This is a genomic window from Nonomuraea fuscirosea, assembly GCF_035917475.1.
Taxonomy (GTDB): domain Bacteria; phylum Actinomycetota; class Actinomycetes; order Streptosporangiales; family Streptosporangiaceae; genus Nonomuraea; species Nonomuraea fuscirosea.
Map to the genome: position 1 here is coordinate 4,116,503 of NZ_CP109074.1, position 22,405 is coordinate 4,138,907.

Genomic DNA, 22,405 nt, shown 5'->3' on the forward strand with positions numbered 1-22,405 from the left:
GCATCCGAAGAGGTGGGACCGTGCCGTCACAGATCGTCTCGCTCGTCGTCAACGGCGAGCACCGTGAGTTCATCGCCGCGCCGGGAGCCACCCTGCTCGCGTGCCTGCGGGAGTCGCTGGGGCTGACCGCCGCCAAGCGCGGCTGCGCGCAGGGCGCCTGCGGCAGCTGCACGGTCCTGGTCGACGGCCGGCCCGAGGCCTCGTGCCTGGTCGCCGTCGAGACCGTGGCCGGCGGGTCCGTCCGCACCCTGGAGGGCGTCGCCACCGGCGGCGACCTGGACGAGGTGCAGAGCGCCTTCGTGGACTGCTTCGCCACCCAGTGCGGCTTCTGCACCTCCGGCATGATCATGGTCGCCGAGGCGCTGCTCGACCGGAACCCCGACCCGAGCGAGGAGGACGTGATCGAGGCGATCTCGGGCAACGTCTGCCGCTGCACCGGCTACCGGCCCATCGTGCAGGCCGTCCTGGAGGCGGCCGCCCGGCGCAGGGAGGAGGCGGTGACGCGATGACGTACCGGCTCGCCCCCGTCGACACCACCGCCTTCGCCGCCGAGCGGGGCGGCGGCGACCTCACCGTGATCGGCTCGGTGGTCCAGCGCTCCGACGCCCGCGGCCACGTCACCGGCAGGACCGAGTTCTTCGAGGACGTGGCCCCGCCCCGGCTCGCGCACCTGAAGATGCACCGCTCGGCCCGCCACCACGCCAGGATCGCCGCCGTGGACCTGGGCGAGGCGCTGGCCGTGCCCGGCGTCCTGCGCGTCCTCACCCACGCCGACGTGCCGAACAACCTGTTCACCCCGCTCAAGCTGATCGGCGTCGGGCCGGACGACGAGCCGATCCTGGCCGTGGACAAGGTGCGCTACCTCGGCGAGCCCATCTGCGCCGTGGTAGCCGAGACCGAGGCCGCCGCGCTGGAGGGCGCCGCCCGGGTCAAGGTCACCTACGAGGACCTGCCGCCCGTCTTCGACGTCGAGGAGGCGCTGCGCGAGGGCGCGCCGCTGGTCAACGAGTACCACGGCCAGAACCACTTCATCTACGAGGGCCACCACTGCCGGCGGATCCGCTTCGGCGACGTCGAGGCGGCCTTCGCCCGCGCCGACCACGTCCTCGAGTGGCGCTACCAGTCGGCGCCGATCGAGCAGGCGCCCGTCGAGACCACCGGCTGCGTGGTGATCCCGCAGGCCGACGGCCGGCTGCGGATCCACTCCGACACCCAGGCGTGCTTCTTCACCCTCGACAACACCGCGCTGATCCTGGAGACGCCGTTCAACAAGCTGCGCATCGTCGGCGGGACGGTCGGCGGCGGCTTCGGCGGCAAGGTGGACGTGGTGGTCGAGCCGATCGCGTGCGTCGCCGCGATGGCGACCGACCGGCCGGTCAAGTTCGTCTACGACCGCGCCGAGGAGATGCAGGTCTCCTCGCCGCGCGCCGCCGAACGCCTCTACATCAAGGACGCCGTCATGAACGACGGCAAGATCATCGGCCGCAAGATCACCCTGTACGTGGACGCCGGCGCGTACGCCCGCCACAGCCCCTACGGCGTCACCAAGGCCGCCGCGCACCTGCCGGGCCCGTACGCGATCCCGAACGTGTGGGCCGACTGCCACTGCGTGTTCACCAACCGCACCCCGTCCAGCGCCATGCGCGGCTTCGGGGTCACCATCGCCGACTTCGCGCTGGAGTCGCAGATGGACCAGGTCGCCCGCACCCTCGGCATGGACCCGCTCCAGCTCCGGCTGCTCAACGCCTACCGCGACGGCGACGTCAAGGCGCACCGCAAGGTCGCCGAGGGAACGGCCCTGGTCGAAGTGATCCAGAAGGCGGCGGAGATGTCCGGGCACGAGCTGCCCGAGACCTTCCGCCGGATGTCGTCCACGACACGAGAGGGGCTGTGATGGCGAAGCTGCGCGGCCGTGGGTACGCCTCGGTCAACTACCCGACCGGCATGAACCTGGGCGGAGACCCCTCGCAGGCCCTGGTCCACGCCACCACCACCGGCACGTTCGTGATCTCGCTGTCCTCCGTCGACCTCGGGCAGGGCATCAAGACGATCGCCGCCCAGTGCGCCGCCGAGACGCTCGGCCTGCCGATGGAGAACATCCTGGTCGACACCGCCGACACCGACACCGGGCCGCACTGCATGGGCACGTTCGCCAGCCGCGGCACCCACCGCGTCGGCAACGCCGTCATCATGGCCGCCGCCGAGGCGCGCGGCGTGATGCTGGAGGTCGCCGCGGAGGAGCTGGAGGTCGACGCGGCCGACCTGGAGACCGACGGCACCGGCTACATCGCGGTCAAGGGCGCGCAGGACAAGCGGGTGCACATCACCGACCTGGCGCTGGCCGCGCACTTCAAGCACGGGCGGACGATCTCCGGGCGCGGCATCTACCTCAAGGAGCCCAGCGTGCCCGTGCCCGAGACGGGGGAGATGGACCCCGACTCCTGCCAGGCGCACGCGTGCACGGTCGCCGTCGTCGAGGTCGACGACGAGACCGGGGTGGTCGAGGTGCTGGAGCTGTTCAACGCCTACGAGATCGGCCGGGCGCTCAACCCCGCCATGGCGACCCAGCAGGTGGAGGGCGGGGCGTGGATGGGGCTGTCGCACGCACTGTTCGAGACCACCGAGCCGTACTACCCGGCCCGCGACCACGGCCCCCGCGACTTCGCCGGCTACCTGATGCCGGGGCCGGCCGACCTCCCCGTCCAGCACAGCCTGCTGCTGGAACGCCCGTCCGCCAACGGCCCGTACGGGGCCAAGGGGATCGGCGAGATGACGGCGAACGCCCCCATCCCGGCCATCGCCAACGCGATCTTCGACGCCTGCGGCGTACGCCTGACGTCGATGCCGTTCACCCCCGAACGCGTCCTGCGAGGGCTGGACGCCCTGAAGACGGAGGAAACATGCTGAAGGTCATCTCCCTGCTCAAGCGGGCCGAGGGACTGTCCCACGAGGAGTTCGCCAAGTGGGTCGTGGAGGAGCACGTCGAGTTCGCCAAGAAGCTGCCCGGCCTGCGCAGGTACACGGTCAGCGTGAGCAACGGCGCGGACGGGGCGTACGACTCGGTGAACGAGCTCTACTTCGACGACGAGGACGCCCGCGCCGCCGCGTTCGGCTCCGAGCACGGCAAGGCCGCGGCGGCCGACGCGGCCGCGCACACCTCCCAGCGCGTCCACCTGCTGACCACCGAGCACGCGCAGCTGTGACCCTGCGCCCGGGCGAGCTGGCCGCCGCGCTGGAGGGCGAGGGGTACTTCGCCGACGAGGGCCTGTGCACGGCCGTCCACCTGGCGCTGCGGCTGGGCCGGCCGCTGCTGCTGGAGGGCGAGCCAGGCGTCGGCAAGACCGAGGTCGCCTCGGTGCTGTCGCGGGTCACCGGGCTGGAGCTGATCCGTCTGCAGTGCTTCGAAGGGCTCGACTCCGGCCAGGCGCTGTACGAATGGGACTACCCCAAGCAGCTCCTCCAGGTCCGGGTGGCCGAAAGCCGCGGCCAGGACGTCGGCGAGCTGTACCGCGAGGAGTTCCTGCTGCGCCGGCCGCTGCTGCGCGCCGTACGGGCGGAGCGGGGCGCGGTGCTGCTCATCGACGAGATCGACCGGGCCGACAGCGAGTTCGAGGCGTTCCTGCTCGAATTCCTGGGCGACTTCCAGATCACCATCCCCGAGCTGGGCACCGTACGGGCGGGCACGCCGCCGATCGTGGTGCTGACCTCCAACCGCACCCGCGAGCTGCACGACGCGCTCAAGCGGCGCTGCCTCTACCACTGGATCGCCTTCCCCGACCCGGACCGGGAGCGGGCCATCCTGCGCGCGTCGGTGCCCGGCCTCGAGGAACGGGCGGCCGAGGGGCTCGTCGCGGCGGTGCAGCGGGTACGGCGGCTGCCGCTGCTCAAGCGGCCCGGCATCGCCGAGTCGGTGGAGTGGGCACGCGGCGCGGTGGCGCTGGCGGAGGACGGCAGCCCGTGGCCCGTGGCGCTGCGCCGGGCCCTGGGCCTGCTGATCAAGGACGAGGAGGACACCCGGCTCCTCCTCGACCACGCCGAGGAGCTGTTCACCGATGCCTGACCCGGCCGCGCGCGAGGACCGGCCGGCGGCGGACGTGGCGGCGGACGCGGCCGATGGGAGGGCCGACGGGAGGGCCGGCTCGGTGGCGGCGGATCCGGCCGGGCTAGCCGCCGACCACCTGTGGGGGTTCCTGACGGGGCTGCGCGCGGCCGGGCTGCCGGCGGCGCCGCCGAAGCGGGCCGACCTGCTCCGCGTGATCGCCGAGTCGCCACCGTCCGACCTGACCACCTTGTATTGGTACGCCCGCGTCACCCTGCTCCAGGACGCCGGCGACCTGCCCGCCTTCGACCGCGTCTTCGACGCCTGGTTCCGGCAGGGCCCCCTCGACGACCCCCCGCTCCCGCGCGACGACGAGCGCACGCCGTCCCCCGGCGCGCCGGGCCACGACGACCCGCCGCCGCACGAGCTGCGGCCCGGCGACGGCACCCGGGCCAGCACCCTGAGCACCTACGGCACGCGGGACCTCGGCCGCACCGGCGAACGCGGGCACGTCCTCATGCGCGCGCTCGAAGCCGCCTGGCCCGCCGCCCTGCCCGCCACCCCGTCCAGACGCCGCCGCCCGGCCAGGACAGGCGACCGGCTGGACGTGCGGCACGCCTGGCGGCGCGCCCGCCGCCACGACGGCGAGATCGTCGACCTGCGCCGCCTCGCCCGCCCGCCCCGCCCCCGCCGCCTGCTCCTCCTGGTCGACGTCTCGGGCTCGCTCCGGCAGCACACTCCCGACCTGCTCCGCGTGGCGCACACCGCGCTGCGCGCCGCGCCGGCCCGTACCGAGGTGTTCACCTTCGGCACCCGGCTCACCAGGATCACCGCCGCGCTGTCGCACCCGTACGCCGACCACGCGCTGACGTCGGTCGCGCGGCTGGTCACCGACGCCGACGGCGGCACGGCGATCGGCGCGGCGCTGCACCGCTTCCTGGCCAACCCGCGCTACGCGGCGCTCGCCCGCGGCGCGCTCGTGATCGTCCTGTCCGACGGGCTCGAACGCGGCGACCCCGCCCCCATGGTCAGGGCCACGGCCCGGCTGTCGCGGCTCGGCCACCGGCTCGTCTGGTGGACGCCGCTGGCCTGCTCACCCGACTACCGTCCCGCCACCCGCGCCATGTCGGCCCAGCTGCCGAGCCTGGACCACCTCGGCGGCGTCCGCGACCTGGCCACCGCGCTGGCGGAGGTCCGGCTCCTGCCCGCCGTCCTGTCCGGCCCGCGCCGCACCGCCGCCAGGCACTGGACCCCGCACCCCATGGGAGCCGCCCGATGACCGATCCGTCCCACCACCGCGCCGGAATCGTGGACGCGCACCACCACATCTGGCGCGCCGCCGACCTGCCCTGGCTGCAAGGGGAGATGGTCCCGCGCATCTTCGGCCCGTACGAGCCGATCCGCCGCGACTATCCCATCGCCGAATACCTCGCGGAAGCCGCGCCCTGCGGCATCACCTCGTCGGTCTACGTCCAGACCAACTGGCCGCTCGGCCGCGCCCTGGACGAGGTCGCCTGGCTGCGCGACGTCCACGCCGAGACCGGCTGGCCCACCGCCGTCGTCGGCAGCGCCGACCTCTTCGACGCCGGCGCCGCCGACGTCCTGCGCCGCCAGGCCGCGCTCACCCCGCTCGTCCGCGGCACCCGGCTGCAGCTCCACTGGCACGAACGGCCCGAGTTCCGCTTCGCCGAAGCCCCCGACCGGATGAAGGACGCCACCTTCCGGCGCAATCTGGCCACGCTCGCCGAGCTCGGCTGGCTGTTCGAACTCCAGGTCTTCCCCGCCCAGATGTCCGACGCCGCCGACCTCGCCGCCGGCTTCCCCGAGATCACGTTCGTGCTCGTGCACGCTGGCATGCCGGTGGGATCCGACGCCGTCGCCGAGTGGACGCGCGGCATGAGGCTGCTGGCCGAACGGCCCAACGTCGTGGTCAAGCTCAGCGGCCAGGGCACCTTCGTGCACCGCGTCGACCGAGCGCTGATCGAACGGGTGACGGCCACGTGCCTGGACCTGTTCGGCTCCCGCCGCTGCATGTGGGGCAGCAATCTGCCCATCGAGAAGCTCTGGACCGACCTGCGTACCCTCCTGACCGCCTGGCAGGACGCGCTCGCCGGCCGGACGGTCGAGGAGGTCCACGACGTCTTCACCGCCACCGCCACCCGCGTCTACCGCCTCTGACCACACTCTGACCGCCTCTGACCGCCACGATTCGCCCAGGACGCCTGCCCGGGGCGATCGAGCGGCGTGTGCGAGCGGCGCGATCGAACGCGGCGGCCCGATCCGGGTACTGTGGGTGAGCGCCGGGGTTCGGTGCCGGCCCCGGCGGCGACGCGGCCGCCGTCCGCTCGCCAGCAGACGCGGCCACCATGGGGAGGCGGGATGCCCGGCAACGCGATCGCCGTGACCGTGGCCGAGGAGCACGGCGTGCTCGTCGTCAGACCGGCCGGAGAGCTCGTGTGGGAGACCGTCGCCGACTGGCGGTCGTGGCTCGACGGGCACGTGGCGGGCGATTCCGGCGTACCCGTCCTGGTGGACCTGTCGGCGCTGACGTTCCTCGACTCGGCCGGCATCTCCAGCCTGCTCTCGACCTCCGAGCGCCTGCGCCAGGCCGGCGTGCCGATGGCCTTCACCCAGCCCGCCCCGCTGGTGCGGCAGTGGCTGCGGATCACCGGGCTGTACGCCCACCTGCCCATCTTCGACACCGTCGAGGCGGCACTCCCGGCCGTACGCCCGCCGCAGTGACGGCCGGCGCGGCTTGTAGACAAGGCTCGCCATTGATCCTTCGTCCAGGGTGGTCCGAGGGCCGCCCTGGGGCCGCGCAGGACCTCGCCGGCCCGCCCGCCAAGGACGCGAGCGGCCTGGGCCTCCACGTCCTTGGCGTCGTAGAGGTGAACGAGCCGGCCCCGCGCCCGGGCGACCTCGGCCAGGACCTGGCGGTACATGACCGAGTCCGCCCTGGCCTCGTACGGCGCGCGCCGCAGGACGGCGAGGTCGTCGGGGAAACCGGCGGGCCAGGCGCCCCGTCTCCGCACCGGCGGGCAGGCCTATCCCGTGCTGAGGTCGCGGCGGCGCAGACCGTACAGGCCGAGGGCCGTCAGCGCCGCGGCGAGGCCGAGCAGCACCACCGTGGCCACCGGCGCGACCGCCTCCAGCGGATGCCAGGGCAGGTGGGACAGCACCGACGCGTTCACCAGCGGGCCGGGCAGCCGCAGGTACGCCCCCAGGACCGAGACGAACCCGCTGCAGCCGAGCACGGCCCAGGCCGTCGCGCCGGCCGCGCGCGGGGCGAGCCCGAGCAGGGCGGCGGGCACGGCGAGCAGGACCAGCACCTCCGGGACGCGGCGCAGGCTCGCCCAGGCGACCTCGGCGACGAGGCCCCCGTCGCCGGTCGAGAGGGCGGCGCCGGCCCCGAGCGCCACCCCGTACACCGTGAGCAGCGCCACCACGGCGAGCGCCGAGGCCAGCAGGGAGGACCCGAACCACGCCCGCCTGCTCGTCGGCCCGGCCAGCACCGGACCGGCGAGCCCGCGCACCTCCTCAGCACGCAGCCGCAGAACCGACAGCACCGCGTGCACGCCGGTGTAGAGGGACCCGGTGAACACCATGAGGCCGAGCCACGCCCGCCCGAAGTCCGCCCCGGCGAAGATGGGCAGGTCGGTGACCGACATGGCGCGGGTCATGCCGCCCAGGACGAGGCCCACGGCGAGGAACGCCGCCGCCCACGACACGATGGCCGCCCGCCGGGACCTCAGCGCGAGCGCGAACGGCGAGCGCAGCCAGGCTGGAGCGCCGGCCGGGCCGGGACGCGCGGCCACCAGGGCGGCGCCCAGATCCCTCCGGCCCGCCAGCGCGTACGCGCCCGCGACCAGCAGCGCGGCGAGCAGCACCGACAGGCCGAGCGGCCACCACCGATCGCCGGCCAGCACCCGGGTCTGCTGCGACCAGCCGATCGGCGACAGCCAGAACAGCGGCCCGCCCTGCTCCGCCTGCAACGAGCCCGCGCCGCGCAGCAGCCACGCCACGAACAGCACCGCCCCGGCGAGCCCGGTGGCGCCCCTCGGATGCTCGGTGAGCTGCGCGGTGACCGCGGTGACCGCGGCGAAGACCATCCCGGCGGCGGCGAGGGAGGAGCCGAACAGCAGCGCGCCGCCGGCCGTGAACCCGATGGCGCCGGCCGCGACCGCGGCGAGCAGCGCGAGCACGGCGTTGCCCGCCGCGGCCACGACCAGCGCCGCCGTCAGCTGCGCGGGCCGGCCCACGACCGCCGCCCTGACCAGCTCGGCCCGGCCGTTCTGCTCCTCGGCCCGGGTGTGCCGGGTGACGAGCAGGATGTTCATCAGCGCCGCGGCCAGCAGGAACTCCACCCAGTACGCGGCCAGGAAGTACTTCTGCGTCGTGACGGCCTCGGCGCCGAAGAAGGGCCCGGCCAGCACCCGCATGAACGAGGCCCGGATCAGCCGTGTGGCGTCGGCCAGCGCCTGCGGCGTGGGGACGACCGCGGACGTGGCGGCGTAATAGAAGCGCGGGACGAGGGCCACGACGACCAGCACCCAGATCGGCAGCTTGAGCCGGTCACGGCGCAGCGCCAGCCGGACCATGGCGCCGGTGCCGGTCAGCGGGCCGCCTCCGTCCCGCGGCCGGGACGACGTGGCGGTCATGCGGCGGCCTTTTCGGTCCCGTAGTGGCGGAGCATGAGCTCCTCCAGCGTCGGTGGATGGCTGACCAGCGAGCGGATGCCGAACGTGGTCAGATGCCGGACGGCCGCGTCCAGGTGCTCGGCGTCCACGCTGAAGCTGACACTCCCCGCGTCGGCCCGCGCCCGGTGCACGCCGGGCAGCCGGTCGAGGCCGGTGACGGGGGAGGCGGTCTCCGCCACGATCGTCGTCCGCGTCAGATGCCGCAGCCGCGCCAGCGTCCCCGACTCCACCGCCCTGCCGTCCCTGACGATGGTGATCCGGTCGGCCAGGGTCTCGACCTGGGCCAGGATGTGGCTGGACAGCAGCACGGTGCGCCCGGCGGCCTTCACCTCGGCGACGACCTGCTGGAACACCGCCTCCATCAGCGGGTCCAGACCGCTCGTCGGCTCGTCCAGGATGAGCAGCTCGACGTCCGCGGCCAGGGCGGAGACCAGGGCGACCTTCTGCCGGTTGCCCTTGGAGTAGGTGCGCGCCTTCTTCCGCGGGTCGAGCTCGAACCGCTCGATCAGCTCTCTCTTGCGCCGCTCGTCGATCCCGCCGCGCAGGCGGCCGAGCACGTCGATGACCTCACCTCCGGTGAGGTTCGGCCACAGCTCGACATCGCCGGGTACGTACGCCAGCCGCCGGTGCAGCGCGACGGCCTCGGCCCAGGGATCGCCGCCCAGCAGCCGGACGGTGCCGGAGGTGGCGCGCACCAGGCCCAGCAGGATGCGGATGGTGGTGGACTTGCCGGCTCCGTTGGGGCCGAGGAAGCCGTGCACCTCGCCGGTGTTCACGGTGAGGTCGAGGCCGTCGAGCGCGCGGGCGGGCCCGAACGTCTTGACGAGTCCTGAGACGGTGATGGCAGGGGTCATGGGTGGTTCTCCGATGGGGACGGCGGTTCAGAGCAGCGGGGCGGTGACGCGGGCGTCGAAATCCCGGTCGGTGAGGGATTCGCGGAGGTTCAGGAGTGCTTCGGCCTGCCATCCGACGACGTAGCGGGTCTCCGGCCGGTCCGCCTCGACGGCCCGCCGGATCACCTCCGCCACCACGAGCGGGTCCGTCGCTCGGGACGCCGGGCCGTCCGCGTCCGTCTGCGTCTCAGCGTCGGCTTGCGCGTCCATTTGCATTTCCGCGTCCGCTGGCGTCTCCGCGTCCGTCTGTGCCTGCGCGTCCGTCTGCGTCTCCGCGTCCGTCTGGGCCTCTGCCGCGCGTGCCATCGCCTCGGCCATCCGGCCGTAGGCGCCGTGCCCGGAGACCTCCCGCAGTTGCCGGGCCGCACCGGCCTCGAAGCCGGTCCTGATGATGCCGGGCCGGATGACGACCACGTCGACGCCGAACTGCTCCACCTCCATCCGGAGCGTGTCCGAGAAGGCCTCGAGTGCGTGCTTGGAGGCGTAATACCAGGCGCCGAGCGGCAGGGCGATCACGCCGCCGATCGACGACACGTTGACGATCGTGCCCGACCCGCGCAGCCGCATCCCCGGCAGCACCAGCTGAGCCAGCCGCGCCGGGGCGAGCACGTTCACCTCGAACAGATCACGCGCCATGGCGACCGGCGTGTCCTCGGCCGCGCCGTGGACGACCGTTCCGGCGTTGTTGACCAGCACGTCGATCCGCCCGTGCCGGTCCATGACGGTGCTGACGACGCGCTGGAGGTCGTCCTCCTCGGTGACGTCCAGCGGCAGGGTGTAGCCTCCCGCTGCCACGATCGGCGCCATCCTGGGGACGCGGCGGGCGGCGCCGTACACGATGTGGCCCGCGCGCAGGAGCTCCAGCGCGGTGGCCAGCCCGATGCCGGACGAGGCGCCGGTGACGAGGCACACCCGGCCGGCCTTCTCCCGGACGCCGGTGCGGTGCGATGCCATCACGCCTCCCACGTCACGGCATGGACGCCTCCGGTAGCGGGAAGGCGACGCCGACGTACCCGCGTGAGTATTGGAGGAGGATCGAAGGGGCACTCCGCCGCACGCCCGATCGGTGGCGCGGACGCCAGGTGTGACTGGGTCATCTCGCTTCTTTTCTGCGGGAACGGCCATCGTTCACGCACCGGGAAAGCTACGTCCGCGTTCGAGCCGGCGGCAACGTACCTACAATGTCTTCCCAGCTCAGGACGGACTGATTGGCGCAACGACCTTGCCGCCGAACGCAACAACCGCCCGCCGCGTGTCGCAACGACCCTCGAACGGCGACATACTCGGCTCGGCAGCACCGATCGGGAGGGGCTCATGCCTGGAGGCCATCTGACGTACGAGGAGCGCCGCGGGATCGCCGACGGGCTGGCCGATGGGCTGCCCTACGCGGAGATCGCCCGTCGCCTCGGACGGCCGAGATCCACCATCGGCCGGGAGATCGCCCGCAACGGCGGGCCGCACGGCTACCACGCGGCCAGGGCGCAGCAGGCGACCACCTGGCGAGCCCGCCGCCGCCCCACCCCGCCACTGCCGCCGGCCGCCGCCGGTGATCCCCGAGGACACGACCGCGGCGGACATGAGGTCGCGGGGCGCGACCCGGAGGCGGTGCGCGCGTACGAGCAGAAGCTCACCGGCCTGCTGGCGGGAGGCTGGCCACCGATGGCGGCCAAGGTGATGGTCTGCCTGCTCACCAGCGACAGCGGGAACATGACCGTGGCCGACCTGATCGAACGGCTACGCGTGAGCCCCGCGTCGATCTCCAAGGCGGTCGGCGCTCTGGAACAGCTCGGACTCCTCAAGCGCGAGCGTGACAACCGGCGCGAGCGGTACCGCATCGACGACGACGTCTGGTACCGCGCCTGGCTGGTGGGCACCCGGTCGATGGCGCTGTGGGCGGCCACCGTCAGGGAGGGCGCGGACGTGCTCGGCGCGGACACCCCGGCCAGCACCAGACTCCTGACCGCGAGCCGGTTCTTCCAACTGCTCAGCGACGACATGGCCGCCTCCGCCGAACACTACAGAACCGCCTTCGCCGGCTCCTGGAGCCCCACTTCCTGACCCACGACGCCACCGCCCGCTTCCAGCCGATCCCCGTCTCCTGCCGTCGCACGGGCCCGCTACCCCGGGCGCGTTGGCTACCCAGGTCCACATCGCCCTGGCCGCGGGTCTACGTCCGGCCCGAACCGGCTATCCCTGCGCCCGTCCGCTCTCGACCTGAGTCCGATGACCGGCCGATCCCGCCTGCGATGTAATCGATCGCATGATCGAGTACGACCACATCGGCGCATGCGCCGACCCCCTTCCCCCCGCCACCGCCGTCCAGGGCGGGCCGGCATGAGGGCCCGGCCGTTCCGCAAGCTCGCGGCCATCATCCTGAGCGGCCTGACCGGCGCGTCGGCGGCGGCCGGCTGCGGGGGAGTGGACACCTCCCGGGTGACAGCCGCCGACGTGGTCCCCCTCGACCAGGCGCCACTCTCCGACGCCGCGCCCGCCCGCGTGGTCGGGATCGGCGAGGCGACCCACGGCAACAAGGAGTTCGTCAGAACCCGGCTGCTGGTCATCCAGCGGCTGGTGCGCGACCACGGCTTCCGCACCGTCGCCATCGAGGCCGACTTCGGCGGTACGGCCGTGGCCGGCGACTACGTCATGGGCGGCGAGGGCAGCGCGGAGGGCGCGGCGAAGGCGCTCGGGTTCGACCTCTACCGCACCCGCGAGACGGCCGACCTGATCAAGTGGATCCACGACCACAACGCCGCCGCCGACGACCGCGACAAGATCCGCCTCTACGGCTTCGACATGCAGCGTTACGACCGCAACAAGGAACGGCTGCTGCGTTATCTCGCCAAGGTCGACCCCGCCCTGAGACGCGAGGCGGAGACGTCGCTGGCCGACCTCACCGACGCCACCCGGACCACCCAGGACCCGAAGAAGACCGCCGCCGCTGCCACCGCCGCAGGCCGGCTCGTCGCCACGATGAGGGCCGGGCGGGAGCGGTACGTGAAAGCGAGCTCCGCGCAGTCGTACGCGCCGGCCCTGCACCACGCCGAGACGATCTGGCGCGGCGCGCGATTGCAGACCTCGGGCAACGACTACGCCGCCAAACGGGACGCCTGGATGGCCGGGAGCATCGGGTGGATCGCCGGCACCGAAGCGGCCCAGGGACGCAAGAAGATCATCGTGGCCGGGCACAACGGTCACATCGACAAGAGCGGCGCGGCGTTCCCGTTCCAGTCGATGGGGCAGCGGCTGGCCAAGACCTACGGCGGCGGCTACTTCGCGATCGGCACCGAGTTCGGCAGGAGCACCTTCATCAGCAAGGACGAAGACTCAGGCGCACGCAAACGCTTCACCGTCAGCCACGACGCACCTGTGGCCAAGCTGTTCGGCGGCGAGCCGATGGGCTACGTGAACCTCGCGCAGGCCTCCGCCGACCCGGGCAACCGTGAGCTGCTCACCTCGAAGATCAGGATGGGCAGCGTCGGCGACGGCTTCCGGTCGGCCTACAGCTCCATCCTGTGGGCGTACACGGTGGAGATGGTGCCCGCCAAGTCCTACGACGCCCTGATCTATGTACCGGAGGCAAGCCCAGTGACCCCGCTGTGACCGGCCCCTGACGAAGCCGCCCGCGTACCTGAACCAAGACGCTGCTGACAGGCCGGGTAGTAGCGGGCGATCTCGGCCTCGGAAAGCTTCGTCCTCAGGGCCGGACGGACCAGACAGTCGCAGTGTTTCCCGTTGACTTCCAGCAGCCCACCATCCTCGCCTCGTCCCGCGGATCGGAAGTGGAGTCAACCGGTCTCCAGCCGGCTGGTCACCGGCGAGCTGGTCAGGCTGGGACGGGTCGGCTGCGGAGGCTACCGGGAGGGGAGTGGCTGGGCGGCGGGTTCGGCGTGCAGGCCGTCGATGAAGAAGGAGAGGCAGCGGCGCCACATGCCCGGTGCCGTGGCCATCGACTCCCGGATGACCTGCGACATCGCCCAGATCAGGGTGACCAGGTCCTGGACGTCGAAGTCGGCGCGGAGGCGGCCGGCGGCCTTGGCGCGTTCGATGATGCGTTCGACGTCCCCCAGGCCGCCGCCGCAGGCCTGGCTCATGTCGGTGCTCAGCGAGAAGTTCTGCACCATGGCGTCGTTGAGGCTGTGATCCTCGGCTTGCAGCGTGAAGATCCCCTCCAGCAGGCCGACGAACCCGGACCACGGGTCGGGGTCGGCCAGGGCGGAGGCGTTGATCTCCTCCAGCGCGGCCAGCCGCTGGGGGAGGATCGCCTCCAGCAGTGCCTCCCGGGTCGGGAAGTGGTTGTAGAGCGTGCCGATGCTGACCCCGGCGCGGCGGGCGATGTGTTCCAGAGGCGCGTCGAGGCCGCGTTCGGCGAAGGTCTGGGCGGCTGCGACCAGCAGTTTGTCGCGGTTGCGCGCGGCATCCGCCCGCAGCGGCTTCGATTCGGCTGCCATGCCCTCCATCATACGAAATCGAGGACACCCTCAAGTTCCGTGGTACGGTCTGGAGAGAAAGTTGAGGCAACCCTCGACTTGGTTGGAAGGGGATAGTCATGTCCACAGCAGCAAGGAAGACCATCGTCGTCATCGGGGCCGGACCCGGGCTCGGACTGTCGGTGGCGCACCGGTTCGGGCGCGAGGGGTACGCCGTGGCGCTCGTCTCGCGCAGCGCAGATCGCCATCCCGGATACGTGGCGTCCCTGGCCGAGGCGGGCATCGAGGCGGCCGGCTTCGCCGCCGACGTGCACGACCGCGACCGGCTGCACGGCGCGCTCGACGAGATCGCCGAACGGTTCGGGACGATCGACGTGGTCTACTACGGCCCGGGGGCCGCCGACCCGTCCGCCTGGCCGGAACCGATCACCGAGACCACCCAGGCGCAGGCCAGGGAGGCGATGGAACTGCTCTATCCGGCGATCGACGTGGTCGCCAAGGTGCTGCCGGGCATGCTCGGCAGGGGAGAGGGCGGGCTGTTGTTCGCCGGCGGCCTCAGCGCCGTCATGCCGATGCCGGCACTCGGCGGCCTGGCCCTCGCCTCGGCGGCACTGCGCAACTACGGGCTGACATTGAACGCGGCCCTGGCCGAACAGGGTGTGTACGCCGGAAACCTGATCATCGGAGGGCTGATCGAACGGGGTGACATCTATCAGCTGGTCGCCTCCCAGCCCGAACGTTTCGGCGGTCAGATCCGCTCCCTTGACCCGGACGCGCTCGCGGACGGCGCCTGGGAGCTCTTCACCAAGCGCGACCGCCCGGAGGCGACGTTCAGCGCATTCTGACCCTGGAAAGATCGGCTGGCGGATTGGGTGGTGGAGCGCTGTCTCGGCTGGTCGTCCACGGCTCCCGTTGCTCAGGTGCGGGTCCGGCGGTCGTGGAGTGCCTGTGCCGGTCGGGGCGGCTGGTTCGAAGATCGCTTGTCGGATCTGAAGGGGCCGCTCGTTGTGGTTCACGTGGCCTGCTCGGTGGCCGGGGGTGCTCGCTGGGGTCCGAGAAGCGGTTGCCGTCGGCGGTGCGTGGGTCGCAGGACTGGGATGGCCGCCGGAGTGCCGATGTCGCGGCGGCGTGCGTTCAGGGGCGTAGGAGCGGTAGGAGCTGCGATCCCTGGCGGGTGATCTCGGGCAGGTACGGGGTGTCGGAGAGGATGAAGTGGGTGATGCCGAGGGACTGGTAGCGCCGGAGTGACTTGGCCACGTCCTCGGCCGACCCCACCAGCCACGTCGTCCCCGCCCCGCCCGCCCCGTACCGGCCGGGCGCCGTGTACAGGTTGTCGTCGAGGACGTCGCCCCGTGCGGCGAGTTCCAGCAGTCGTTGCTGCCCGACGGCGGCGCGCCAGTTCGGGTCGCGCGGGATGTGGCCCTGCGCCAGTTGCGCGACCTTGGCCTCGGCGTCGGCCCAGGCCTGCTCGGTGGTGTCGCGAACCAGCGTGGTGATGCGCAGCCCGAACTCCAGTGGGGCGTGCTCGCGCCCGACCTCCTCGCTGAGCCGCTTGAGCCGCTCGATCCGCTCGCCGACCCCGTCGAGCGGCTCGCCCCAGAAGAGCTGCACGTCGGCCTCGGCGGCGCTCACCCGTTCGGCGGCCTCGGAGGCGCCGCCGAAGTAGAGCGGAGGATGCCGGCGCTCGCCCCGGACGACCGGGCGCGGCGCCACGGTGGAGTCGGTGACGCCGAAGTGCTCCCCGTGGTAGGTGACGTTCTCCTCGGTCCACAATCTGCGCACGATCCGGATGAACTCTCTCGTACGGGCGTAGCGGTGGGCCTGGTCGCCTTCGCTGTCGCCGTACGCGGCCAGATCGTCCTTGCCCGAGACGATGTTGACCAGCACCCGCCCCTCGCTCATGTGGTCCAGGGTCGCGGCGGCCGAGGCGAACTTGGCCGGATGCCAGTAACCGGGCCGCACCGCGATCAGCGGCTGGAACGTCGTCGTCCGCGCGGCCAGCGCGGTCGCGACCGTGAACGTGTCGGGCCGCCCCCATCCGGTGCCGAGCAGCGCCCCGTCCCAGCCGTGCTGTTCGAGAGCCAGGGCATGACTCGTGAGGGTCGGCAAGCTGTTGTGGTCCTCGACGACGTCGTCGCCCCGGTGGCCGGGCTGCGCCTGGTTGGGGATGTACCAGAGGAACGTGAGACTCATCAGCGGCTCCAAAACCTACTCTACATGTAGGTTTAGTATAAAAGGTAGTGAGGTTGCCGCAAGAGGTCGTGGCGGTCGGCGGCAGCGATCCGACGGCCGGATGCTTACCGGACTCCACCCCAGGGGAATGCCCTGAGCAGGCCATATGGCCCTGAGCAGGCCTTATGGGAGGACGAGCAGGATGAGCATCGACAAGAGCAGCGCACGGCCGGCCGGCACACCGGCGCTGATGCTGCTGCTGGCGACGGCGGGGTTCGCCGTGAACTTCTGGGCGTGGGCCCTGCTCAGCCCGCTGGGCCCGAGGTTCAAGGAGACCCTGAACCTCACGGCCGCCCAGCAGGCGCTGCTCGTCGCGGTCCCCGTGATCGTCGGCTCGCTGGGCCGCATCCCCGTCGGAGCGCTCACCGACCGCTTCGGCGGCCGGACGATGTTCCCGCTGATCTCGGCCGCCACCATCGTGCCGGTGCTGTTCATCGGCCTGGTGGGGCAGAGCTCCCTGGCGGCGCTGCTCGCCGGCGGGTTCTTCCTCGGGATCGGCGGCACGGTCTTCGCCGTCGGCGTCCCCTACGTCAGCGGCTGGTTCCCGCCCGAGCGGCGCGGCCTGGCCGTCGGCGTGTTCGGCATGGGCATGGGCGGCACCGCGATCAGCGCGCTCACCACGGTCAGCCTGGTCGAGGCCGGCGGCGCGGCCACCCCGTTCCTGCTCACCGCCGCCGCGCTCGCCCTGTACGCCGCCGTCGCCTGGCTCCTGATGCGCGATCCGCCCGGCCGCGCCGCACCGGTCACGCCGATCGCCGCGCGCCTGGCCGCGGCCGTGCGCCTGCCGATCACCTGGCAGGCCTGCATCCTGTACGGGGTCGCGTTCGGCGGATACGTCGCCTTCTCCGTCTACCTGCCCGTCTACCTGGAGTCCGCGTACGGCCTGGAGCAGGCGGACGCGGCCAACCGGATGGCCGGGTTCGTGCTGCTGGCCGTGGTGGCGCGCCCGGCCGGCGGCTGGCTGTCGGACCGGCTGGGCCCGATCCCCGTCCTGGCCGCCGTCTTCGCCGTGGTGGCGCTCTGCGCGGCGGCCCAGGCGTTCACCCCGCCGCTGATGCCGGCGGGCACGGCCGCGTTCCTGATCATGGCCGCCGCCCTCGGCGCGGGCAGCGGAGCCACCTTCGCCCTGGTCGCGACGGCGGCCCCGGCCGACAAGGTGGGCTCGGTCACGGGGCTGGTCGGGGCCGCGGGCGGGCTGGGCGGGTTCGTGCCGCCGCTGGTCATGGGCTTCGTGTACGGCCGGTCCGGTTCGTACGGGCTGGGCCTGGTTTTGCTGGCCTGCGTGTCGGCGCTGACACTGCTGCTGACCGTCACCGCCGTGCGCGCCACGGCCCGCCGCCGCGCGGACGCACCCCACGTCCGCCCGGCCTCCTGACGACGACACGCGGCGCCCGGCCGCGAGCGGTGCAGCCTGCGGGCGTGTGACGTGGGGCCCGGTGGGGAGCGATACAACAGGCGGACATGCGGCGTGGCGGCCTGCGGCGGGTCATAATCGAGACGGCGAACGGCGCCGCAGCCTGCCCCGCCTCGCCGGCCGGAGCCACCCCGCATCTCCCGAGGAGACGTGCCGTGACCCTGATCGACGACCTGGCCCGCCCCCGGCACGCCGCCGTCCCGTCCATCCCGGCCCCACGCACGGACGTCCGCGAGCGGATCCCGCTGCTGCTCGGCGCGCTCGCCACCAGCGCGCCGATCGCCCTGGCCGGCGAGGCGGCGCTGCCCGTCGAAGAGGTCCTGATGATGGGCGGCCTGCCCATCCGGCTGCGCCCGCTGCGCCGCAGGCTCGCCCGCCTCCTGTACGACCGCCGCTACGGCGTGAGCACCGCCGACTTCGCCGATCTCGCCGACTTCGGCCTCGACCACCCCGAACGCGTCTACTACTCGCCCGCCCACTGGGGCACCCTGCGCCGGGCGCTGCCCGCCCGCGACGTCGCCGGCCACGAGGTGTTCCTCGACCTCGGCGCCGGCAAGGGCCGCATGGTGCTGGAGGCGGCCAGCGCGTACGCGTTCAAGCGGGTGATCGGCGTCGAGTTGTCCGCCGAGCTGACCGAGGTCGCCCGCGCCAACCTGTCGGGCGCCAGGCTCCGGCTGCGGGCCGGCGAGGTGGAGTTCGTCCGCTCCGACGTGCTCGACTACCGCATCCCCGACGACGTCAGCGTGGTCTTCCTGAACAACCCGTTCAGGGGCGAGACGTTCGCCACCACGATGGACCGCCTGCTCGACTCGGTCGACCGCAACCCGCGCCCGCTCACCCTGATCTACTTCAACCCCGTCGAGGAGCACCGCCTGCTGCGCACCGGCCGCTTCCGCCACCTGCGCACGGTGGCGCCCTGGTGGCGGCGGGGCGGCGAGAGCGTCTTCGGCACCACCCGCGTCTACGAGGTCTTGTAACCGCGCCCCGCTGCGCGCGTCACGCCGGCCGGATCTCGCTGAACAGCCTGAGCGTCACCATCCGGGGCCGGGGCCACCGCACCCCGGGCAGGCGCAGGCTCCACGACGAGAAGGCCGTCTCCATGACGATCTTCACGTACGGGTGCGCGCCCGGAACCCCGGCACACAGCACCGACACGGCCCGGCACACCTCCTGCCGCCCGAACCGCAGCCACGCCCGCCCTTCGCTCTCCAGGTCGGCCGACTCCCACAGCAGCACCGGCGCCTCGGCCCCGGGAGCTGGCGGCCGCAGCGGCAGGCGCAGGGCGAACCCGGCCAGCGCGCCGCTCGGCCGCAGGTAGAAGGCGCCGCTGACGCCGGGCGGATCGGACAGCGAACGCCGCCGCCCCGACGCGCCCACGGACAGCGTCGCCTCGGTGGCGTCCATGGCGATCCGCCAGGCGCCGGGACCGGTGTGCTCGATGTGTGAAGAAGAGGTCTCCATGCTCACCCTGTCGTGCGGTTTCGGGGTTTCCCCCAGATACCTTCATGACGGGATTCGACCCCCGAATGTGACACATCGTGACCGTTTCCCCCAGGTGAGATGATCACCCGCCTCACGCCACCCAAACGTCGGCCCCCTGGCACGACGCCGGATCCGAGGCGCACACCGGTGCTCCCGCTCCGGAAAACGTTCCCGGAGCGGGATCGGTCAGGCCGGTGCGGGGCCGGTCTGCGGGGCGGCCACGAAACGTTCGTGGTTGGCGATCGTCGAGAGCGAGCGGAGATCGGCCCGGTCCAGGTACAGCAGGCCCTTCAGGTGGTCGGTCTCGTGCTGGGCGATGCGCGCCGGCCATCCGGACAGCTCCGCATCGTACGCGCGCCCGCTCCCGTCGAGCGCCGACAGCCGGACCCGCGCGTGCCTGGCGACGACGGCGGTCATCCCTTCGACGCTCAGGCATCCCTCATAGAAGGCGCGGTGCTCGGAGCCGAGCGGGGTGACGACGGGGTTGACGAGTTCGAGCGGCGGCTGCGGCGGCCGTTCCCGCGCGGCCGCGATGTCCGGCGGGACGTCGGCGGGGTCCTCGATGACGGCCAGCGCCAGCGGGATGCCGATCTGCGGCGCCGCCAGCCCCACGCCGACGCCGGGCAGGTGCCGGAACATCGCGTCGAGCAGCTCGCGCAGCAGCCCGTCGGGCAGCTGCCCGTCGTAGGGCGCGGCCGTGCGGCGCAGCACGGGGTCGCCGACCTGGGTGACGGACCAGGGCCGGGGCGCCTCCAGCAGGGCGTGCACACGCTCGATCAGCTCGGCGCCGCTCATCGCCGCCCACCCGGCCTTCCGGCCGCGCTCTCGTGATGCCTCATGTACGGGAGATCCTCTCTGTCGGCACTCGCTCAGTAGAAGGTAGGGCACGTGCTGATATATCCGGCAGCCGACATTGACGCGCGATCAACCTGGCCCTGGCCTGCGGCCGGGTCCTGGCTGCCGAGCACGTAGCCGAATCGAGGGCGCCGGCATATGCCCTGGCTCATGATCAGGTCTGGGTTCCCGCGCATGGCCGGGCCTGGATCGCCGGCACGTGCCCCGGTCCGGGCCGGCAGTGACGCGTTTCGGGACGTTCGCCGCTGCCGGGCCGGCCCGTCGCGGAGGACGGCAAGGGGAGAAGGTGAGGTGGACGTCATGCCGATCGCAGTCAAGGACGTCATGGGCAGGGTGGCCATAGCGATGCCGCAGGACGCGTCGTTCGCGGACATCGTGGCCGCGCCGCTCGCCTGATGCACGAGAAGCGCGTCAAGCGGCTGCCCGTGATCGACCCGGTCACCGGGCGGATCGCCGGCACCCTGCACCAGCGCGACGTCCTGCGCGTCTTCACCCGCCCCGAGCACGAGCCGGCGGCCGACGTCGACGCGGCGCTCACCGGTTCGGACGGGGTGGGCGTGCGGATCGATCGCGGCGTCGTCACACTCACCGGCGAGGTCGCGACCCGGTCGCGGGTCATCGCCCTCACCGAGGCCGTCAGGGCGGTCGAAGGCGTCATCGACGTCGTGTGCGAAGCGGCCGTCCGAAGCGGCCGCTCGCCCCACAGGACGGCACGCGGCGCGGGCTAAGGCCGTACCCGGCGGGCCCGGGACTCCAGGTAGCGTTGCTCGGCCAGGCTGGCGGTGGCCTTCGCGGCGCGCCGGTAGTGCTCGTACGCCCCGCCAGGATCCCCGTCCTTCTCCAGCAGATGCGCCCGTACGGACAGCAGCCGGTGATGCCCGGCCAGCCGCGCGTCACCGTCCAGCGTGGCCAGCAAGGCCAGCCCGGCCGCCGGGCCCTCGATCTCGGCGAGGGCGATGGCCCGGTTGAGGGTGACCATCGGGTTGGGCGCGATGCGTTCCAGGATCAGGTAGAGGGCGTGCACCTGCGCCCAGTTGGTCTCCTCCGCCGAGGCGGCGTCGGCGTGCGTGGCGGCGATGGCGGCCTGGAGCTGGTACGGCCCCAGCTCCGGCGCGGCCAGTGACGACTTGGCCAGCTCGATGCCCTCGTCGATCATCGCCCGGTCCCACTGTTTGCGGTCCTGCTCGTCCAGCGGCACCAGGTCGCCGGCCGCCGTCGTACGGGTCTCGCGCCGCGCGTGGGTCAGCAGCATCAGCGCCAGCAGCCCGGTCACCTCGGCGTCCCCGGGCAGCTGCGCGTGCACCATCCTGGTCAGCCGGATCGCCTCGTGCGCGAGGTCGGCGCGGTGCAGCTCGCTGCCCGAGGAGGCGGTGTAGCCCTCGTTGAAGATCAGGTAGAGCACGTGCAGGACGACCCGCAGCCGCTCCTGCCACTCCGCGCCGTCCGGCAGGGTGAACGAGCTGCCGGCCGCCTTGATGCGCTGCTTGGCCCGGCTGATCCTGGCCGCCATCGTGGCCTCGGGCACCAGGAACGCGCGGGCGATCTCGGCGGTGGTCAGGCCGCCGACCGCCCGCAGCGTCAGCGCCGTCTGAGAGGCCCCGGTCAGCGTCGGATGGCAGCACAGGAACAGCAGCACGAGCGTGTCGTCGGTGTCGGGGATCTCTTCCGGCGGCACCTCGGCGGCCGTGGCCGACTCCCGTTCGCGCCGCGCGTGGTCGCTGCGCAACTGGTCGATGAGCCGGCGGGAGGCGACGGTCGTCAGCCAGCCGCGCGGGTTGTCCGGCACACCCTCGGCCGGCCACTGCACGGCCGCGGCGAGCACGGCCTCCTGGACGGCGTCCTCGCAGCCCTCGAACTGCCCGTGGCGGCGGAGCAACGTGCCGAGGACCTGCGGCGTGAGCTCACGCAGCAGGTCCTCGATGGCCGGAGATGTCATGACTCCAATTGTCCGTCAGCGAACATCACCTGACGCACCTCCACCCCCAGGCCCTCGATCGCGCTGTCCGGGATCTGCGCCGCCAGCTCGATCGCCCGTTCCTTGCTCTCGCAGTCGATCAGATAGAAGCCGCCCAGGAACTCCTTGGCCTCCAGGAAAGGGCCGTCGGTCACCACCGGCTGGCCGCCGCGCACGGACACCACCGCCGCCTGCGACGGGTCGGCCAGCGCCTGCGTCGTGATCAGCTCGCCGGACTTCTTCAGCGCCTCGATGAACGCGGCGTGGCCGTCGCCGATCGCCGCCTTCTCCTCGTCGGTCAGCGCGTCCAGCACGGCCGGGTTGATGTGCAGGTTGATCAGGAACTTCATCGCGTACTCCTCGTGTGGTACGAGCCCCGGAGCGGGGCCCTTCGCCGGTTGGTCGGAGC

The 22,405-nt window shown here is 72.6% G+C and carries 23 protein-coding genes; 14 read left to right on the plus strand and 9 right to left on the minus strand.

Features of this window, described 5'->3' with window-relative positions:
- Positions 1 to 20: 20 nt before the first annotated feature.
- From OIE67_RS18635 to OIE67_RS18670, 8 genes are all read left to right on the plus strand, one after another.
- The gene (locus OIE67_RS18635; RefSeq protein ID WP_106239393.1) at positions 21 to 509 is read left to right on the plus strand and encodes a (2Fe-2S)-binding protein; all 489 of its coding nucleotides are present in this window, start codon (positions 21 to 23) and stop codon (positions 507 to 509) included.
- A complete protein-coding gene (locus OIE67_RS18640) occupies positions 506 to 1,894 on the plus strand; it encodes a xanthine dehydrogenase family protein molybdopterin-binding subunit (protein WP_326641995.1) in 1,389 nt (462 codons plus the stop codon). Before OIE67_RS18635 ends, OIE67_RS18640 begins: the two co-directional genes overlap by 4 nt.
- The gene (locus tag OIE67_RS18645; protein ID WP_106239398.1) at positions 1,894 to 2,907 is read left to right on the plus strand and encodes a xanthine dehydrogenase family protein molybdopterin-binding subunit; all 1,014 of its coding nucleotides are present in this window, start codon (positions 1,894 to 1,896) and stop codon (positions 2,905 to 2,907) included. Before OIE67_RS18640 ends, OIE67_RS18645 begins: the two co-directional genes overlap by 1 nt.
- Complete coding sequence (locus OIE67_RS18650; protein WP_326641998.1) at positions 2,901 to 3,203, plus strand: EthD family reductase; 303 nt, start codon at positions 2,901 to 2,903, stop codon at positions 3,201 to 3,203. The genes OIE67_RS18645 and OIE67_RS18650 overlap by 7 nt, the downstream gene beginning before the upstream one ends.
- On the plus strand, positions 3,200 to 4,060 hold the full coding sequence (locus OIE67_RS18655; RefSeq protein ID WP_326642000.1) for an AAA family ATPase: 861 nt from the start codon (positions 3,200 to 3,202) through the stop codon (positions 4,058 to 4,060). Before OIE67_RS18650 ends, OIE67_RS18655 begins: the two co-directional genes overlap by 4 nt.
- Positions 4,053 to 5,318, plus strand: a complete 1,266-nt coding sequence (locus OIE67_RS18660; RefSeq protein ID WP_326642002.1) for a vWA domain-containing protein — start codon at positions 4,053 to 4,055, stop codon at positions 5,316 to 5,318. Before OIE67_RS18655 ends, OIE67_RS18660 begins: the two co-directional genes overlap by 8 nt.
- Entirely contained in the window at positions 5,315 to 6,217 is a 903-nt protein-coding gene (locus tag OIE67_RS18665) for an amidohydrolase family protein (RefSeq protein ID WP_326642004.1), read from the plus strand. Before OIE67_RS18660 ends, OIE67_RS18665 begins: the two co-directional genes overlap by 4 nt.
- 201 nt (positions 6,218 to 6,418) lie before the next feature.
- Entirely contained in the window at positions 6,419 to 6,781 is a 363-nt protein-coding gene (locus OIE67_RS18670; protein WP_326642006.1) for an STAS domain-containing protein, read from the plus strand.
- Positions 6,782 to 7,083: 302 nt separating this feature from the next.
- Here OIE67_RS18670 and OIE67_RS18675 read toward each other — a convergent pair whose 3' ends face one another.
- The 3 genes from OIE67_RS18675 to OIE67_RS18685 are packed head-to-tail and all read right to left on the minus strand — an operon-like array spanning position 7,084 to position 10,583.
- Positions 7,084 to 8,697 (minus strand): ABC transporter permease, encoded by a 1,614-nt coding sequence (locus OIE67_RS18675; protein WP_326642008.1) that lies wholly within the window; start codon positions 8,695 to 8,697, stop codon positions 7,084 to 7,086.
- A complete protein-coding gene (locus OIE67_RS18680) occupies positions 8,694 to 9,590 on the minus strand; it encodes an ABC transporter ATP-binding protein (RefSeq protein ID WP_326642009.1) in 897 nt (298 codons plus the stop codon). Before OIE67_RS18680 ends, OIE67_RS18675 begins: the two co-directional genes overlap by 4 nt.
- Positions 9,591 to 9,617: 27 nt before the next feature.
- Positions 9,618 to 10,583 carry an SDR family NAD(P)-dependent oxidoreductase gene (locus tag OIE67_RS18685; protein ID WP_326642010.1) on the minus strand — a complete coding sequence of 322 codons (966 nt, stop codon included), beginning with the start codon at positions 10,581 to 10,583 and terminating at the stop codon, positions 9,618 to 9,620.
- Positions 10,584 to 10,943: 360 nt separating this feature from the next.
- Between OIE67_RS18685 and OIE67_RS18690 the strand changes: the two genes are divergently transcribed.
- Both OIE67_RS18690 and OIE67_RS18695 read left to right on the plus strand, forming a co-directional pair.
- Positions 10,944 to 11,687, plus strand: coding sequence for a GbsR/MarR family transcriptional regulator (locus tag OIE67_RS18690; protein ID WP_326642011.1), 744 nt, complete (start codon positions 10,944 to 10,946; stop codon positions 11,685 to 11,687).
- A gap of 276 nt (positions 11,688 to 11,963) precedes the next feature.
- Positions 11,964 to 13,232: an erythromycin esterase family protein gene (locus OIE67_RS18695; protein ID WP_326642012.1), complete on the plus strand. Its 1,269-nt coding sequence runs from the start codon at positions 11,964 to 11,966 to the stop codon at positions 13,230 to 13,232.
- A 251-nt stretch (positions 13,233 to 13,483) separates the two neighbouring features.
- On the opposite strand, the gene OIE67_RS18700 is transcribed toward OIE67_RS18695, so the two are convergent.
- Positions 13,484 to 14,080: a TetR/AcrR family transcriptional regulator gene (locus OIE67_RS18700; RefSeq protein WP_326642013.1), complete on the minus strand. Its 597-nt coding sequence runs from the start codon at positions 14,078 to 14,080 to the stop codon at positions 13,484 to 13,486.
- Between the two features lie 98 nt (positions 14,081 to 14,178).
- On the opposite strand from OIE67_RS18700, the gene OIE67_RS18705 reads away from it, so the two are divergent.
- On the plus strand, positions 14,179 to 14,904 hold the full coding sequence (locus tag OIE67_RS18705; protein WP_326642014.1) for an SDR family NAD(P)-dependent oxidoreductase: 726 nt from the start codon (positions 14,179 to 14,181) through the stop codon (positions 14,902 to 14,904).
- A 289-nt stretch (positions 14,905 to 15,193) separates the two neighbouring features.
- Here OIE67_RS18705 and OIE67_RS18710 read toward each other — a convergent pair whose 3' ends face one another.
- Complete coding sequence (locus OIE67_RS18710; RefSeq protein ID WP_326642015.1) at positions 15,194 to 16,252, minus strand: LLM class flavin-dependent oxidoreductase; 1,059 nt, start codon at positions 16,250 to 16,252, stop codon at positions 15,194 to 15,196.
- 181 nt (positions 16,253 to 16,433) lie between these two features.
- Between OIE67_RS18710 and OIE67_RS18715 the strand changes: the two genes are divergently transcribed.
- Positions 16,434 to 17,666, plus strand: coding sequence for an MFS transporter (locus OIE67_RS18715; RefSeq protein WP_326642016.1), 1,233 nt, complete (start codon positions 16,434 to 16,436; stop codon positions 17,664 to 17,666).
- Between the two features lie 194 nt (positions 17,667 to 17,860).
- A complete protein-coding gene (locus OIE67_RS18720) occupies positions 17,861 to 18,682 on the plus strand; it encodes a class I SAM-dependent methyltransferase (protein WP_326642017.1) in 822 nt (273 codons plus the stop codon).
- 19 nt (positions 18,683 to 18,701) lie between these two features.
- On the opposite strand, the gene OIE67_RS18725 is transcribed toward OIE67_RS18720, so the two are convergent.
- Both OIE67_RS18725 and OIE67_RS18730 read right to left on the minus strand, forming a co-directional pair.
- Complete coding sequence (locus tag OIE67_RS18725; protein WP_326642018.1) at positions 18,702 to 19,166, minus strand: hypothetical protein; 465 nt, start codon at positions 19,164 to 19,166, stop codon at positions 18,702 to 18,704.
- A gap of 207 nt (positions 19,167 to 19,373) precedes the next feature.
- Positions 19,374 to 19,982 carry a peptide deformylase gene (locus OIE67_RS18730; protein WP_326642019.1) on the minus strand — a complete coding sequence of 203 codons (609 nt, stop codon included), beginning with the start codon at positions 19,980 to 19,982 and terminating at the stop codon, positions 19,374 to 19,376.
- A gap of 455 nt (positions 19,983 to 20,437) precedes the next feature.
- Here OIE67_RS18730 and OIE67_RS18735 point away from each other — a divergent pair, with 455 nt between their 5' ends.
- Positions 20,438 to 20,770, plus strand: a complete 333-nt coding sequence (locus OIE67_RS18735; RefSeq protein ID WP_326642020.1) for a BON domain-containing protein — start codon at positions 20,438 to 20,440, stop codon at positions 20,768 to 20,770.
- On the opposite strand, the gene OIE67_RS18740 is transcribed toward OIE67_RS18735, so the two are convergent.
- Positions 20,767 to 21,978, minus strand: a complete 1,212-nt coding sequence (locus tag OIE67_RS18740) for an RNA polymerase sigma factor (protein ID WP_326642021.1) — start codon at positions 21,976 to 21,978, stop codon at positions 20,767 to 20,769. The two genes, OIE67_RS18735 and OIE67_RS18740, sit on opposite strands and share 4 nt — an antisense overlap.
- Positions 21,975 to 22,346, minus strand: a complete 372-nt coding sequence (locus OIE67_RS18745; RefSeq protein WP_106239443.1) for a YciI family protein — start codon at positions 22,344 to 22,346, stop codon at positions 21,975 to 21,977. Before OIE67_RS18745 ends, OIE67_RS18740 begins: the two co-directional genes overlap by 4 nt.
- Between the last annotated feature and the right edge of the window lie 59 nt (positions 22,347 to 22,405).

Coding starts and splice junctions, on each gene's coding strand:
- OIE67_RS18640 (WP_326641995.1), top strand. CDS start 506: ATGACGTACCGGCTCGCCCCCGTCGACACCACCGCCTTCGCCGCCGAG.
- OIE67_RS18645 (WP_106239398.1), top strand. CDS start 1,894: ATGGCGAAGCTGCGCGGCCGTGGGTACGCCTCGGTCAACTACCCGACC.
- OIE67_RS18650 (WP_326641998.1), top strand. CDS start 2,901: ATGCTGAAGGTCATCTCCCTGCTCAAGCGGGCCGAGGGACTGTCCCAC.
- OIE67_RS18660 (WP_326642002.1), top strand. CDS start 4,053: ATGCCTGACCCGGCCGCGCGCGAGGACCGGCCGGCGGCGGACGTGGCG.
- OIE67_RS18665 (WP_326642004.1), top strand. CDS start 5,315: ATGACCGATCCGTCCCACCACCGCGCCGGAATCGTGGACGCGCACCAC.
- OIE67_RS18670 (WP_326642006.1), top strand. CDS start 6,419: ATGCCCGGCAACGCGATCGCCGTGACCGTGGCCGAGGAGCACGGCGTG.
- OIE67_RS18675 (WP_326642008.1), bottom strand. CDS start 8,697: ATGACCGCCACGTCGTCCCGGCCGCGGGACGGAGGCGGCCCGCTGACC.
- OIE67_RS18680 (WP_326642009.1), bottom strand. CDS start 9,590: ATGACCCCTGCCATCACCGTCTCAGGACTCGTCAAGACGTTCGGGCCC.
- OIE67_RS18685 (WP_326642010.1), bottom strand. CDS start 10,583: ATGGCATCGCACCGCACCGGCGTCCGGGAGAAGGCCGGCCGGGTGTGC.
- OIE67_RS18690 (WP_326642011.1), top strand. CDS start 10,944: ATGCCTGGAGGCCATCTGACGTACGAGGAGCGCCGCGGGATCGCCGAC.
- OIE67_RS18695 (WP_326642012.1), top strand. CDS start 11,964: ATGAGGGCCCGGCCGTTCCGCAAGCTCGCGGCCATCATCCTGAGCGGC.
- OIE67_RS18700 (WP_326642013.1), bottom strand. CDS start 14,080: ATGGCAGCCGAATCGAAGCCGCTGCGGGCGGATGCCGCGCGCAACCGC.
- OIE67_RS18705 (WP_326642014.1), top strand. CDS start 14,179: ATGTCCACAGCAGCAAGGAAGACCATCGTCGTCATCGGGGCCGGACCC.
- OIE67_RS18710 (WP_326642015.1), bottom strand. CDS start 16,252: ATGAGTCTCACGTTCCTCTGGTACATCCCCAACCAGGCGCAGCCCGGC.
- OIE67_RS18715 (WP_326642016.1), top strand. CDS start 16,434: ATGAGCATCGACAAGAGCAGCGCACGGCCGGCCGGCACACCGGCGCTG.
- OIE67_RS18725 (WP_326642018.1), bottom strand. CDS start 19,166: ATGGAGACCTCTTCTTCACACATCGAGCACACCGGTCCCGGCGCCTGG.
- OIE67_RS18730 (WP_326642019.1), bottom strand. CDS start 19,982: ATGAGCGGCGCCGAGCTGATCGAGCGTGTGCACGCCCTGCTGGAGGCG.
- OIE67_RS18735 (WP_326642020.1), top strand. CDS start 20,438: ATGCACGAGAAGCGCGTCAAGCGGCTGCCCGTGATCGACCCGGTCACC.
- OIE67_RS18740 (WP_326642021.1), bottom strand. CDS start 21,978: ATGACATCTCCGGCCATCGAGGACCTGCTGCGTGAGCTCACGCCGCAG.
- OIE67_RS18745 (WP_106239443.1), bottom strand. CDS start 22,346: ATGAAGTTCCTGATCAACCTGCACATCAACCCGGCCGTGCTGGACGCG.